Origin of the sequence: Phaeobacter sp. SYSU ZJ3003 (assembly GCF_041300735.1) — a bacterium.
Classification (GTDB): Bacteria; Pseudomonadota; Alphaproteobacteria; order Rhodobacterales; family Rhodobacteraceae; genus Phycobacter; species Phycobacter gallaeciensis_A.
In genome coordinates this window covers 52,212-65,071 of record NZ_PXNU01000029.1, presented here as the reverse complement: position 1 = coordinate 65,071, position 12,860 = coordinate 52,212, and the positions used below count along the sequence as shown (strand labels likewise).

General features: G+C 61.7%; 15 protein-coding genes. 9 read left to right on the top strand and 6 right to left on the bottom strand.

All coding sequences use genetic code 11. From position 1 onward, the window contains the following. Both nthB and nthA read right to left on the bottom strand, forming a co-directional pair. Positions 1-678, bottom strand: coding sequence for a nitrile hydratase subunit beta (gene nthB, locus C6W91_RS11670; RefSeq protein ID WP_368946972.1), 678 nt, complete (start codon positions 676-678; stop codon positions 1-3). After that, a complete protein-coding gene (gene nthA / locus C6W91_RS11665) occupies positions 678-1,298 on the bottom strand; it encodes a nitrile hydratase subunit alpha (protein WP_370570852.1) in 621 nt (206 codons plus the stop codon). The genes nthB and nthA overlap by 1 nt, the downstream gene beginning before the upstream one ends. Before the next feature lie 216 nt (positions 1,299-1,514). On the opposite strand from nthA, the gene secG reads away from it, so the two are divergent. The 5 genes from secG to C6W91_RS11640 all read left to right on the top strand — a co-directional run bounded on the left by secG (position 1,515) and on the right by C6W91_RS11640 (position 5,568). Beyond that, positions 1,515-1,883 (top strand): preprotein translocase subunit SecG, encoded by a 369-nt coding sequence (gene secG / locus C6W91_RS11660; protein WP_065270873.1) that lies wholly within the window; start codon positions 1,515-1,517, stop codon positions 1,881-1,883. A gap of 161 nt (positions 1,884-2,044) precedes the next feature. Then, on the top strand, positions 2,045-3,688 hold the full coding sequence (locus C6W91_RS11655; protein ID WP_065270874.1) for a CTP synthase: 1,644 nt from the start codon (positions 2,045-2,047) through the stop codon (positions 3,686-3,688). A gap of 7 nt (positions 3,689-3,695) precedes the next feature. Beyond that, a complete protein-coding gene (locus tag C6W91_RS11650) occupies positions 3,696-4,088 on the top strand; it encodes a DnaJ family domain-containing protein (protein ID WP_370570851.1) in 393 nt (130 codons plus the stop codon). Between the two features lie 113 nt (positions 4,089-4,201). After that, positions 4,202-5,104: a fructose bisphosphate aldolase gene (locus tag C6W91_RS11645; RefSeq protein WP_370570850.1), complete on the top strand. Its 903-nt coding sequence runs from the start codon at positions 4,202-4,204 to the stop codon at positions 5,102-5,104. Positions 5,105-5,259: 155 nt separating this feature from the next. Beyond that, positions 5,260-5,568, top strand: coding sequence for a DUF4389 domain-containing protein (locus tag C6W91_RS11640; RefSeq protein ID WP_370570849.1), 309 nt, complete (start codon positions 5,260-5,262; stop codon positions 5,566-5,568). Between the two features lie 115 nt (positions 5,569-5,683). Here C6W91_RS11640 and C6W91_RS11635 read toward each other — a convergent pair whose 3' ends face one another. Both C6W91_RS11635 and C6W91_RS11630 read right to left on the bottom strand, forming a co-directional pair. Further along, positions 5,684-6,982, bottom strand: a complete 1,299-nt coding sequence (locus C6W91_RS11635; RefSeq protein WP_370570848.1) for a ferric reductase-like transmembrane domain-containing protein — start codon at positions 6,980-6,982, stop codon at positions 5,684-5,686. 86 nt (positions 6,983-7,068) lie between these two features. After that, a complete protein-coding gene (locus tag C6W91_RS11630) occupies positions 7,069-7,410 on the bottom strand; it encodes a helix-turn-helix transcriptional regulator (RefSeq protein WP_274832433.1) in 342 nt (113 codons plus the stop codon). Between the two features lie 31 nt (positions 7,411-7,441). Between C6W91_RS11630 and C6W91_RS11625 the strand changes: the two genes are divergently transcribed. Further along, positions 7,442-8,317, top strand: a complete 876-nt coding sequence (locus C6W91_RS11625; protein WP_370570847.1) for a PhzF family phenazine biosynthesis protein — start codon at positions 7,442-7,444, stop codon at positions 8,315-8,317. Then, the gene (locus C6W91_RS11620) at positions 8,314-9,294 is read left to right on the top strand and encodes an ornithine cyclodeaminase family protein (RefSeq protein WP_370570846.1); all 981 of its coding nucleotides are present in this window, start codon (positions 8,314-8,316) and stop codon (positions 9,292-9,294) included. Before C6W91_RS11625 ends, C6W91_RS11620 begins: the two co-directional genes overlap by 4 nt. Here the strand turns inward: C6W91_RS11620 and C6W91_RS11615 are convergent. Together C6W91_RS11615 and C6W91_RS11610 are read right to left on the bottom strand one after the other, a co-directional pair. After that, entirely contained in the window at positions 9,284-10,069 is a 786-nt protein-coding gene (locus C6W91_RS11615; RefSeq protein ID WP_370570845.1) for a crotonase/enoyl-CoA hydratase family protein, read from the bottom strand. The two genes, C6W91_RS11620 and C6W91_RS11615, sit on opposite strands and share 11 nt — an antisense overlap. 97 nt (positions 10,070-10,166) lie before the next feature. Continuing rightward, the gene (locus C6W91_RS11610) at positions 10,167-11,249 is read right to left on the bottom strand and encodes an SMP-30/gluconolactonase/LRE family protein (RefSeq protein ID WP_368997661.1); all 1,083 of its coding nucleotides are present in this window, start codon (positions 11,247-11,249) and stop codon (positions 10,167-10,169) included. A gap of 137 nt (positions 11,250-11,386) precedes the next feature. On the opposite strand from C6W91_RS11610, the gene C6W91_RS11605 reads away from it, so the two are divergent. Then, entirely contained in the window at positions 11,387-12,496 is a 1,110-nt protein-coding gene (locus C6W91_RS11605; protein WP_370570844.1) for a pyridoxal phosphate-dependent aminotransferase, read from the top strand. Positions 12,497-12,610: 114 nt separating this feature from the next. Continuing rightward, positions 12,611-12,814, top strand: coding sequence for a histidinol phosphate aminotransferase (locus C6W91_RS11600; RefSeq protein WP_274828273.1), 204 nt, complete (start codon positions 12,611-12,613; stop codon positions 12,812-12,814). Positions 12,815-12,860 lie beyond the last annotated feature (46 nt).

The window sequence follows — 12,860 nt, the reverse complement described above, 5'->3', positions numbered from 1 at the left end:
TCAAACCGCCTCCAGATAGCTTTGCCACAGGTCCAGAACCACCTCATCCGCCGGATCTTCCGGATGGCTCCACAATTCCCCCGCCGGGAAAACGACCGCATAAAGTGGCTCCGGCGCCTCACCCAGACCGTGCGCAGCGCTGTCTGGCAGCACGTGGGTTCCTTGCAGGCGTAGAATGCGGCCCGTCGCGCCGGTGGCATAGGCAGGCAGCCGTGTGTGGCCGCCATCGACCAACCTGCTGCCACCGGGATGGCGCGTGCGCACGCTCTGGCCTTCGCTGAAAACCGGCTCCGGCCCGCCGGTGCGGGTAGCCGGACCGCCCTTGGCCAGCATCGCGGCCACGGCGTCGGCAGAGAGTTTCCGATCGGCCAGGGGGTGCGGACCATCCCCTCCCTGCCCGGCCAGATCATCCTCGCTAAGGACCCCCTTCTGGACCAGAAGATCCGCGAGCGCGGCAAGCCAGATTTCATAGTAGGAAAACCGGGTGTAATCGAGCGGCGCCAGTTTTTCGCGGGCATGGCGGGAGGTATCGATATTCCATTGTCCCAGGGCGCCACAGGCCAGCGTCACCGCCAGCGCGCGGGCATGCCATTCTGCGGCGAAGACCGGCGCATTCGGCCCCTCCGGCCGTACCGGCCCGTCACCAAAGCGTCCGCCCATATCATGCAGTCGGGTCATCAGGGTGCCCCAGGCGTTTTCGGCAGGCCGGTGCCCACCATGCTGTCGCGGGTCACAAGCGCAGCAAGCGCATTTTCGTCCAGTCCTTCACTGCCCTCGGGACGCATTGGAAGGACCAGATAACGGACCTCGGCGGTGGAATCCCAGACCCGCACCCGGGTGCCTTCAGGCAGAGTCACGCCAAATTCAGAGAGCACCGCACGCGGCGCCCGCACGGCGCGGGCGCGGTAGGCATCAGATTTATACCAGCCCGGCGGGATTCCCAAAAGCGGCCACGGATAGCAACTGCACAGGGTGCAGACGACCATATTATGTTGCTCGGGTGTGTTTTCGACCACCACCATGTGTTCTCCCTGACGACCATAATAGCCGAGTTCGGACAACACCGGGTCCGCATCCGCCAGAAGCGCAGCCTTGAAGGCGGGATCGCTCCAGGCGCGGGCGACCACGCGGGCACCATTCTGCGGGCCCACCTTGGTCTGATAGGTGTCGATGATCTCATCGAGTGCCGCCGGGTCGATCAGCCCCTTGCGGGTCAGAATCGTTTCAAGCGCCTTGACCCGCAGGGCGGGATCGGGCGGCAGCAAAGCATGCGGGTGGTCAGAATGATCATGTGGCATGGTCAAACATGTGCCCCCCGGGCGCCAATTCTGTCCAGTCACAAATACCGGAAATTCCGCAGAAGGGCGCGAAAACAGGGCGCTTCCCGCGTCCGGTTCTGTTTCATTTGACACATTCGGGCGCGACAGAATGCGGCCCGGCCAACTCGGCCCTTGCCCCTGTCTGCATTCTTCCCTATTTACCGCCCGATACTGAGCCAACCGCCGCAGGGACCCATGGAAAACGTTGTACTGATCATCCATCTTCTTCTGGCTCTGGGCCTGATTGCTGTCGTTCTGCTGCAACGGTCCGAAGGCGGCGGCCTTGGCATGGGCGGCGGTGGCGGTGGCGGCGCAATGACCGGCCGCGCTGCAGCAACGGCGCTGAGCAAAGTGACCTGGATCCTCGCAGCGGCCTTTATCGTCACCTCGATCACCCTGACCGTTCTAGCCGCCCAGAAATCCGCAGGTTCTTCGGTTGCTGACCGAATCGTTGCACCCGCTGGCGACGACGGCGCAGAGACGGCACCGGCAGCGCCCCTTGGCAGCGACCTGCTGCCTCCGGCAGAAGGCGACAACGCACCGCTGGTACCCAGCGCCGACTAACCTACTACAGCTAGAAAATAAAACGGGGACCGTAACAGCATCTTGCGGTTCCCTTGCGCTTATTGCGCGAATCCTTTATACGTAAAGTCCCGTGATGCTGCGGTTTTTACAGGCCGTCGGGCAGCTGAAATCTGACTTCTCACGGGGGCAGCCGAACACTCATGGCGCGATTTATCTTTATCACTGGTGGCGTTGTTTCATCGCTTGGCAAAGGGCTGGCATCTGCAGCCCTTGGCGCATTGTTGCAGGCACGCGGCTACTCCGTTCGCCTGCGCAAGCTGGATCCGTATCTGAACGTCGATCCCGGCACGATGAGCCCCTTTGAACATGGCGAGGTCTTCGTCACCGACGATGGCGCAGAAACCGACCTCGACCTTGGTCACTACGAGCGGTTCACTGGCGTACCGGCGCGCAAGACCGACTCGATTTCATCGGGCCGCATCTACACCAACGTGCTGGAGAAGGAGCGCCGCGGCGACTACCTCGGCAAGACTATTCAGGTGATCCCGCACGTCACCAACGAGATCAAAGACTTCATCTCGATCGGCGAAGACGAGGTCGATTTCATGCTTTGTGAGATCGGCGGCACCGTGGGCGACATCGAAGGCCTGCCCTTCTTCGAAGCAATCCGTCAGTTCAGCCAGGACAAACCGCGCGGTCAGTGTATCTTCATGCATCTGACCCTGCTGCCCTATATCAAGGCCTCTGGCGAGCTGAAAACCAAGCCAACCCAGCACTCGGTGAAGGAACTGCGCTCCATCGGTCTGGCGCCTGACATTCTGGTCTGCCGCTCCGAAGGCCCGATTCCGAAGAAAGAGCGCGAGAAGCTCGCCTTGTTTTGCAACGTGCGCCCCGACAGCGTCATCGCCGCGCAGGATCTGAAATCCATCTACGAGGCGCCGCTGGCCTACCACCGCGAAGGCATGGATCAGGCTGTTCTGGATGCCTTTGGCATTGCCCCGGCTCCAAAACCCAATCTGATGCGCTGGGACGATGTGGCCGACCGCATCTACAACCCCGAAGGCGAAGTGAAGGTCGCCATCGTGGGCAAGTACACCCAGCTGGAAGACGCTTATAAGTCCATCGCCGAGGCCCTGACCCACGGCGGCATGGCCAACCGCGTCAAGGTCAAGATCGAGTGGGTCGACGCCGAACTGTTCGACCGTGAGGACGCCACGCCGCATCTGCAGGGGTTCCACGCGATTCTGGTACCCGGCGGATTTGGCGAACGCGGCACCGAAGGCAAGATCAAGGCGGCCCAATATGCACGCGAGCATAATGTTCCCTATCTGGGGATCTGCCTCGGCATGCAGATGGCGGTAATCGAAGCCGCCCGCAATGTGGCCGGGATAACCGAGGCCGGTTCTGAGGAATTCGACCACGAGGCAGGCAAGAAACGGTTTGAACCCGTCGTCTACCACCTCAAGGAATGGGTACAGGGCAACCACAAGGTCAGCCGCAAGGCCGATGACGACAAGGGCGGCACCATGCGTCTGGGCGCCTATGATGCGACGCTGGCCGAAGGCTCCAAAGTGGCCGAAGTCTATGGCAGCACCCACATCGAGGAACGTCACCGCCACCGCTATGAGGTGGACATCAAATACAAGGACCAGCTGGAAGCCTGCGGGCTGAAATTCTCCGGCATGTCGCCGGATGGCCGCCTGCCGGAAATCGTGGAATGGTCCGACCATCCGTGGTTCATCGGCGTGCAGTTCCACCCGGAACTGAAATCCAAACCCTTTGCGCCGCATCCCCTGTTCAAGGACTTCGTGCGCGCGGCCAAGGAAACCTCGCGTCTGGTTTAAAACCAGAGTGACAAACCAAATTCAGCAAACGGCAGACCTAAACGTCTGCCGTTTTGCATTTCTCCCTGCACAGTCCCCGCGACACTATACCGTTCTTGCAACTGGCTGCGGTCCACCCCATTCTGCCACTCATGCGGGGCTTGAGGGCGAAGGCAAACCCCTACCCGACCGCACCGGACAGGAACTGGTTGATCCCGGTTTAGCGGCGGGATTGCGGGTGATGGCCGAGGCAGGCGCGGTTCCCGAAGAATTCACGCTCAAGAAAGAACTCGACGCAGCCCGGGCGGAATACGCCACACTGACCGATGCAGAGGAGCGCCGCGCAGCCATGGCCCGTATCGCGGATCTGGAACTGCGCTGGGGCATGGCGCGGGATGCGCGTAAATCCTTCTTCCGTTAGCGCAATCGCTCACACTGTTAGCGCAACCGTATGACAGGCCAGTTGTTTCTGTTCACGGGCACGGTATAGACGGTTGGAAATAGTCCAACAGATATTCGCGGAGATCCCGACCCATGGCGCAAGAGACGTCCACCAAGCAGGAACAGTTTGACCGTATTGCAAAGGGCAAGGGCTTCATCGCCGCGTTGGATCAGTCGGGCGGCTCCACCCCCAAGGCGCTGGCGCTTTATGGTGTGATGGAAGACGCCTATTCGAACGATGATGAGATGTTTGGCGAGATCCAGAAAATGCGCGCCCGGATCATCACCGCGCCGGATTTCAACAGCGACAAGATCCTTGGCGCGATCCTGTTCGAAAAGACGATGGACAATGCAATTGATGGCATTCAGGTCCCCACCTACCTGTGGGAAAAATGCGGCGTAGTGCCCTTTCTGAAGGTGGACAAGGGTCTGGCCGACGAACAGGACGGCGCCCAGATGATGAAACCGATGCCTGATCTGGGCGCGCTTCTGGCGCGGGCCGTGGCAGCGGGGATCTTTGGCACCAAGATGCGCTCGGTCATCAAGGAAGCCAACGAAACCGGCATCAAGAATGTGGTCGCCCAGCAGTTCGAAGTGGGCAAGCAGATCGCCGCCGCCGGACTGGTTCCGATCATCGAGCCCGAGGTCGACATCCACTCCGCGACCAAGGCCGAAGCCGAAGCCATCCTGAAGACCGAGCTGAAAGCCGCGCTAGACGCCCTGCCGAGCGGCACCAAGGTTGCGCTGAAGCTGACCATCCCGACCGAAGCCGGTCTTTATGATGATCTGGCCGACCACCCCGAGGTGGTGCGCGTTGTTGCCCTGTCCGGCGGCTACAGCACCGACGATGCCTGCGCGAAACTGTCCCAGAACCCCAAGATGATCGCCTCCTTCAGCCGCGCGCTGACCGAAGGTCTGAATGTGTCGATGAGCGATGCGGAGTATAATGCCGCCCTTGGCGCGAATATTTCCAAGATCTATGACGCGTCGCTGTAAGGCGCGCTAACGGCAAAAGATCCGGGCCGCGTCTGATATCAGGCGCGGCCTTTTCCTTTTGTCCCGGATGTGAAATCCTGTTTCTAGTATTGCAGCTCCGGGCAACAGCCACGGGCATGATGATTTGCATCAGGAACCACCCAGCGGGATTTACGATGGCACGAAGTGACGACGACAAGATTGACGGCCGTCTGCACGGCGAACAATTTGAGCCCGAGGGCGAGGATGGCCTGCTGACACGGCTGATCTACATGCTGATCATCGCCGTCCTGATCTCACTGGCGCAGACGGTGCTGGGCGTGGTGACTGTCATTCAGTTCGTGGTGATGTTGCTCAACAACAAGCAGCCAAACGAACGGCTGGCAGAGTTCGGCACGGACCTTGGCATCTGGGTAGCAAAGGCGGCGCGCTATCAGACCGCCGCCAGCAAGGTCAAACCCTGGCCCTGGACGGATCTGGACTGACAAGGGCGCTCCACCCTATCGCAGGACAAAGACCAGCAGCGCCAACAGGACCACAATGACCACCGCCCGGATCGCCAGAGCCACCCGGCGCCGCATTGGTCGGTTTCGCAGGAACTCAGCCATAGTCGAACCTTTCTGACAGGATTCGGCCGGATGAGACGCCACGTGCGATCAGGTGATCCTCGACCGTATCCATCATGATCGGCGGCCCGCAGAGAACGAACAGCCACTCTGCAAACTCATCATCCGTGAAACTCCCATCCAACAGGTTTGGGCCGATCATCCCGGTCTCCCCCTGCCAGCCCACAGGTGGCTCTGACAGTACCAGAATCGTATCCTCGCGCGGCAGGTCCTCCCTGAACACGATCTGCTCTTCAAGGCGGTTGCCGTAGATCAATCGGACCCGGCGCGAATCCCCGGTCAGGCGCATCTGGTTCAGAATGCTCAGCATCGGTGCGATACCAACGCCGCCCGCGATCAATGCAATCCCCGGCTCTGACCGCCCCTCAACCGACATGCTGCCATAGGGACCATCCAGATAGGCGCGCATACCCGGCTTCACCTGGTCCAGAGAACCGGTGAAATCGCCAAGTTCCTTGATCACGAAAGAGACCTCTGCCCCCGCAGCCGGGGCGGAGCTGATCGAGAACGGGTTTTCATCAAGCGAGAAGGCCGAGTGACCAATGTTCAGCCAGGCAAACTGCCCGGCCTTGTAGCGCAGCCCATCGTGCCCTTCCGGCCTCAGGGTCAGGCCCCATTGCCGGGGCGTCAGGCGTTTGATCTTGGCCACCCGCCAGGGCCGCGCCCGCAGCGGCTCAACCACATAGACCCAGACCAGCGATCCCACCGCCACGGCGGTCATCCCACCCCAGAGCCAGACCATGGCAGGGTCAGCACTGTAACGCCCCGCTGCCAGAGCATGATGCAGCAAGGCACCGGCGATCAGCACCGCGCCAACCCCGTGCATCAGGCGCCAGGTCTCGTACTTGTAATCCAGCTGCGTGCGAAAGGCAGCCAACGCCACCAGTGCGGGCAGCAGCAGGAAGGCGACAATCCCGGTCGACAGGGCGGAAAAATCGGTCGTCACGGTCAAAACCCGCGTCTGATCCCAGGGCCGTTGCCCGCCGACAAGGCTGCCGCCGTAGAAAAAAGGGTGCAGCAGCGCAAGCACCAGCGCCACCCGCGCCATGACCTGATGAAACCGCATGGTCACATCCATACCGATCTCGGACGACACCCGCCTGAACCGGCCAGACAAGACGAATTCGGCCAGGATCATGGCGTAGGCGAGCATCCCCAGCCCGGTGCCCAGTTCAGCCCCGAAAGAGCGCGGCGGTCCCCCGAAAATCGCAGAGACCACAAGCGGCGATATGACCACAGCAACGTAAAGCAGTATGAGAAATAGCGATTTCATAGGCCTTGTCTGATCGGTTTCCCTCCTGGCGTCCTTGATCCGTCTCAATATCCCGCAGTGCGATCACTGCCCCTGTGGCTTGTGGCCTATTCCGGTTCTTCCCACAGGTGGGCGGCGTCGGCCAGGATGGCATCGGCCCGGCTACGGACCAGTTTGTAAAACACCCAGTTCTTGATCTTCTTGCTGGTCACCAGCCCGGCCTCTTGCAAGATTCGCATATGGTTCGTCACCGTCGGCTGTCGCAGCCCGATCTTCTCGGTGATGAACCCTACACAGACCCCGTCTCTGACCAGATCACCATCCTCCTGTGGCGGAAAATGCCGCTCCGGATCGCTGAGCCAGTGCAGAATTTGCAGCCGGTTCTCATTGGCCAGCGCCTTCAACGCGGCGGCCGTTGACAGCAAATCAGCAGACGTATAGTCAATCATCTATATAGATTCTCCACTATGCAGGTCAGTCATGTCACAGTGCAACCGCTCTTACAACTTTGTCCATTGTGATGTCTTCGCATCCCGCCCCTACTCCGGCAACAGTCTTGCGGTTTTTCCCGATAGTGCGGGCCTCAGCGCCGCACAGATGCTGACCATGACGCAGGAGCTTCGTCATTTCGAATCCATCTTCCTGACGGAAACCGAAGGCCAGATCGAAGCGCGGGTCTTTGACCTGAGTGAGGAACTGCCCTTTGCTGGCCATCCGATCATCGGAGCGGCCTGTAGCCTTCATATGCAATGCGGGGCGCCCGGGCAAAAATCCTGGACCTTCACCCTGCAGGGCAACCGATCAGTGCGCGTGACCACCATGGCCCGCGCCGGACGCTATTTCGGAACGCTGAATCAGGGACAGCCCGACTTCCTGGGCACCGTGCCGGACGACAGCCGCACCGCCTTCGCCGAAGCCTTCAACCTACCCCCCGACTACCTGTCGCCTCTGCCACTTGAGATCATATCGACGGGGTTGAAGTACCTGGTGGTCCCCGTGACCGGCGGACTACGTGAGGCCCGGATCATGGTTCCTGATCTTGAGGACAGGCTGCGGACCGTTGGCGCCGAATTCGCCTATCTTTTCGACACCAAGAGCTTCGAAGGCCGCCACTGGAACAACGACGGTCTGCTTGAGGACGTCGCCACCGGCAGTGCCGGTGGCGTCATCGGCGCCTATGCATTGAAACATGGACTTGTGCAGGCGGACTACACCTTTACCCTGACGCAAGGCCACTACATTGGACGGCCCAGCGCCCTGCTCGTGACCCCCTATGGCACCCCTGATGCCATCAGCCATGTCACCGTTGCGGGCGAGGTCGCCTTTGTCGGAACCGGAGAGATCAGCGCGCCATGATCCCGATCTACACCGCAGAGGATATTCGCCCCCATATGTCTGTCGCGGATCTGATACCCTCCGCGAAACAGGCCTTTCGCGCGCTGTCCGACGGGACGGCAACAGCGCCTGTCCAGGTGCTCTACCCATCACCGGGCGCAGACATTCATGTGAAATCCGCGACGCTTGCAGGCTGCCCCATTTTCACGGTCAAGATGGCGGGATGGTCGCAGGATCTCGCCAACATCGGCGCACCGCCGTCGAGCGGAATGATTGTGGTGTTCGACAGCCAGACCTGCAGGCCAGTTGCTATCCTGCAAGATGATCATCTGATCTCGGATTACCGGACCGCCGCCGCTGGCGCGGTCGTGGCCGATCTTCTGGTCGCCGACCGGGCGCAACACGCCGTCGTCATCGGCACCGGCACGCAGGCGCGGCTGCAGGTTGAGGCGCTGCTTTTGGTACGTCCCGTGACCTCGGTTCAGGTCTGGGGGCGGGTGCGGGCAAAGGCGCAGGCGCTGGTGGATAAGTTGCAGGCACACTTTGCCAGGGTGCGGTTTGAGGTCGCCGATGATCTGGAACAGGCCGCCCGGTCCTCCGATGTGATCCTGACCGCCACCGGAGCAAAACAACCGCTGATCCATGCCGATTGGCTCAGCCCCGGCCAACATATCACTTCGGTCGGATCAGACGACGAAACCAAATGCGAAATTGATCCCGTGGCCCTGTCGCAGGCGCAGGTCTTTGTCGATGCGCACGCGTCAGGCCTGGCTTTTGGCGCGCCGCACCGTGCGATCCGATCCGGACTGATGGCCGCGACGGATCTGACCGAGATCGGCGCGGCGCTGAAGGCAGGTACTTGCAAGAACCCTGAGCGGACAAGCATCGCCTGCCTGTCCGGGCTCGGGGTTCAGGATCTCACCGCGGTCAATGCCATCTGGCCCAAGCTGTTGCACAAGGCGCGGTTGCCGCCTCAGGGCGCGCCTATCAGTCCTTGAACTGCGGCGGGCGTTTCTGCATCTGCGCTGCGATGGCCTCCATCTGGTTGGGCGTGCCGATCAGGGCCACTTGCTCGCGGCTTTCCTCCATCAGCACTGCGGCCTGATCGGCGGTTTCGGCCACACCGATCAGCCGTTTGGCCGCGCGGATGCCTTCGGGGTTCTTGCCTGCGATCTCTGCCGCCAGCGCCTGCGCAGAGGCAAGGGGATCGTCGGACACTTCGGTCACCAGCCCCCAGTCCAGCGCCTGCGGAGCCTCGAACACTTCGGCGGTATAGGTCAGGCGGCGCAGCACGTCCGAGCGCAGCAGCCGGGGCAACAGCGCCATGCCGCCCATATCGGGGACGATGCCCCATTTCATCTCCATCACCGAAAACCGCGCATCCGGCGCAGCGATGCGGATATCCGCGCCCAGCGCCAGTTGCAAACCGCCGCCAAAGCAGACGCCCTGCACGGCCGCGATCACCGGCACCGGTACCCGGCGCCAGGCCATCGCAACCTCCTGCACCTCGTTTGCATCGTCAAAGCTGCGGGCCATCAGCCATTCTTCGGGATCCATCTGCCCCATCTTGGCAAAGCTCATCAGGTCAAGCCCGGCGCAAAACGCCTTACCCTCCCCCGCCAGCACCACGGCCCGCGCCTTGGAGGCGGCGACCTCGTGCCCAGCGGCGATGATCCCCTTGATCATCTCATCGTCCAGCGCGTTCATCTTGTCCCCGCGCGTCAGCGTCACATGGGCGATGTGGTCTTTGTACTCGACGGATACCCGTGCCATCTGCGGTTCCTCCTGCTTTCGGTTTGCGCCAGACTGCACCGCAACGCCGCCGCGATCCAGACTAACGCCGGGGCAGATTGGATCGGGACGAACCGGCCTAGCGCAGGATCGGCGGCAGATCCGCCACCGGCAGCCGCGCGAAACTGTCACTGTCCAGCGTCATCACATAAAGCCGGTCGCCGACAATGCGCCCGCCAGTGGTGATCCCCAGCCCGCCCGCAGGATCCTGCAGGGTGCGTAGAATGTTACCATCCGCATCGAACTGCATGATCATGCCGCGATGGATCGGCGCCGGGCGCACCTTCGGTCCCAGCCGCCACAGCACCTTGCGCAGGAAGGGATAGGGCATCAGCACTTCGGACGGCACGCGCGGGCTTGCAAAGGCCAGCCAGAAGGTGCCATCGCCCTGCGCCTCAAGGTTATCCGGATAGCCCGGCAAGTTGCCGAGAAACAGTTCCTGCTGCCCGGCGTTGGGACCGGTCAACCACAACCGATGCACCCGGGCGCGGCCCGTTTCGTTGATCAGCAGGAAATCCTCATCCGGCGACAGGGCAACACCGTTGGTATAGACAAACCCGGTGGCGATTTTCTCAACCGTGCCATCGGGGGTGCGGCGGGCCACGTAGCCCGTGTCGGACTGTTCCCAGACGGTCAGCACCGAGGTGGGTTTGGTGCCGCCCATGGTCTCCGGATCAAACCGGTCCGAGGAATTGGAGAAATAGATCGTGCCATCGCGCGCCACATCCAATTGGTTGGCATAGATCACCGGGGCACCGTCAATCTCGCTCACCAGGGTTTCCAGCGTGCCGGGGCCGTTCCAGCGCATGATGCCACGGAAACTGTCGGCGATATAAAGCGCGCCATCCGGCCCGGCCTTCAGCCCCAGCGGCCGCCCGCCCAGCGCCTCCACCAATTCGGGTTGGTCGCCATCAATGCGATAAAGGTTCCCGTCCAGATCGGTGGTGTAGACCGTCCCATCCGGCATCACCGCCAGATCTTCGGGACCGATGGCGCCATTGGGCAGGACCACCTTTTGCGCGCCCTCAAGGGCGGTGTTTTCCTCAAACTCTCCGGTAAAACCCGGCCCCTTGGGCGGGTCATAGGACACAGGTTCGACCGGTACCGGCCAGAACAGAAGGTAGGCCAGCCCCAGCGCCAGCACGCCCAGAAAAATGCGCATCGTTAAATTCTCCCAAAACTGGCGCCAGTCTGCGCTGCCCAGGCGCCCTCTGCAAGGCTTGCCACCCGCAGAACCTGCGACATTCGCTGCCGCCATGCCCACTTGATGCGGCGGGCCGGTTCACGTTATCTGCCCGCATGACCACACCTCGTTATACCCCGCTTACCCAGTCCCTGCCTGCAACCGTGCCCTTTGTTGGCCCCGAAACGCAGGAGCGTGAGCGCGGCGCGCCCTTTGCCGCCCGCCTTGGCGCCAATGAGAATATCTTCGGCCCCTCGCCCAAGGCGATCGCCGCGATGCAGGCCGAAGCGGGCGAGATTTGGAAATACGGCGACGCGCAAAGCTATGATCTGCGCATGGAACTCGCGACGTTCCACGGCGTCGCGCCTGAGAATATTCTGGTCGGCGAAGGCATCGACGGGCTGCTTGGCTATCTGGTACGCATGCTGGTGACCAGCGGCGATCACGTAGTGACATCGCTGGGCGCCTATCCGACATTTAATTACCACGTCGCGGGCTTTGGCGGCACACTGCACACGGTCCCCTATCGCGACGACCACGAAGATCCCGAGGCCCTGTTTGCCAAGGCTGCGGAGGTCGATGCCAAGCTGGTCTACCTTGCCAACCCCGACAACCCGATGGGCAGCTGGCACAGCGGCGCCGATATCGTTGCCGCACTGGATCACCTGCCCGATGGCTGCCTGCTGTTGCTGGACGAAGCCTATGTGGAATGCGCGCCCGAAGGCACCGCAGCGCCGATCGACATCAACGATACCCGCGTCATCCGCATGCGCACCTTTTCCAAGGCCTATGGCATGGCGGGCGCCCGCGTTGGCTATGCCATGGCGCAGGCGGATCTGATTTCGGCCTTCAACAAGGTGCGCAACCATTTCGGCATGAACCGCATGGCGCAGGCGGGCGCATTGGCGGCGCTGCTGGATCAGGACTGGCTTGCGCATGTGACGAATGAGATCGCAGTGGCCCGGACCCGCATTGGAGAGATCGCCAGTGAGAACGGGCTGACTGCCCTGCCCTCAGCCACCAATTTCGTTGCTATTGATTGTGGACAGGACGGAGCCTTTGCCAAGGCGGTACTGGACGGGCTGGTGGATCAGGGCGTTTTTGTACGCATGCCCTTCGCCGCGCCGCAAAACCGTTGCATCCGTGTCAGCTGTGGCCGTCCCCAGGATCTGGATGCCTTTGCCAAGGCGCTGCCCATCGCGCTGGAGCGCGCACGGCAGGCTTGATCGAAGGGGATCAAACCCTGCGACCGACTGGCCGCAGGGCGCTTTACGCCGCATTCACCGAATTATGTCAGTCTTGAGCCCGAACCACGTCACATCGCGTTTGGGAACTGCATCATGCAACAGGACAAAACCGCACGGAAACAGCCGCGTCAGGCGGCGGCGCAGGCACCGGATCTGCTGGAAACCACCCTGCGTTTTGCCGTCATCAACATGCCGTGGATCTTTTTCACCCTCTGGCTGCTCTACGGCATGGTGCCGGTGCTGCTACTGGCCGCGCTGATCAACCACATGATCACGCGCCTCGAGATGAGAACCTGAAACGCGAGCCTGACCTCAGACGGGGACAAGACCCCGTCTGATCAAC

Coding starts and splice junctions, on each gene's coding strand:
- C6W91_RS11655 (WP_065270874.1), top strand. CDS start 2,045: ATGGCGCGATTTATCTTTATCACTGGTGGCGTTGTTTCATCGCTTGGC.
- nthA (WP_370570852.1), bottom strand. CDS start 1,298: ATGCCACATGATCATTCTGACCACCCGCATGCTTTGCTGCCGCCCGAT.
- C6W91_RS11645 (WP_370570850.1), top strand. CDS start 4,202: ATGGCGCAAGAGACGTCCACCAAGCAGGAACAGTTTGACCGTATTGCA.
- C6W91_RS11625 (WP_370570847.1), top strand. CDS start 7,442: ATGTCACAGTGCAACCGCTCTTACAACTTTGTCCATTGTGATGTCTTC.
- C6W91_RS11605 (WP_370570844.1), top strand. CDS start 11,387: ATGACCACACCTCGTTATACCCCGCTTACCCAGTCCCTGCCTGCAACC.
- C6W91_RS11615 (WP_370570845.1), bottom strand. CDS start 10,069: ATGGCACGGGTATCCGTCGAGTACAAAGACCACATCGCCCATGTGACG.
- C6W91_RS11640 (WP_370570849.1), top strand. CDS start 5,260: ATGGCACGAAGTGACGACGACAAGATTGACGGCCGTCTGCACGGCGAA.
- C6W91_RS11610 (WP_368997661.1), bottom strand. CDS start 11,249: ATGCGCATTTTTCTGGGCGTGCTGGCGCTGGGGCTGGCCTACCTTCTG.
- C6W91_RS11630 (WP_274832433.1), bottom strand. CDS start 7,410: ATGATTGACTATACGTCTGCTGATTTGCTGTCAACGGCCGCCGCGTTG.
- secG (WP_065270873.1), top strand. CDS start 1,515: ATGGAAAACGTTGTACTGATCATCCATCTTCTTCTGGCTCTGGGCCTG.
- C6W91_RS11600 (WP_274828273.1), top strand. CDS start 12,611: ATGCAACAGGACAAAACCGCACGGAAACAGCCGCGTCAGGCGGCGGCG.
- nthB (WP_368946972.1), bottom strand. CDS start 678: ATGACCCGACTGCATGATATGGGCGGACGCTTTGGTGACGGGCCGGTA.
- C6W91_RS11635 (WP_370570848.1), bottom strand. CDS start 6,982: ATGAAATCGCTATTTCTCATACTGCTTTACGTTGCTGTGGTCATATCG.
- C6W91_RS11620 (WP_370570846.1), top strand. CDS start 8,314: ATGATCCCGATCTACACCGCAGAGGATATTCGCCCCCATATGTCTGTC.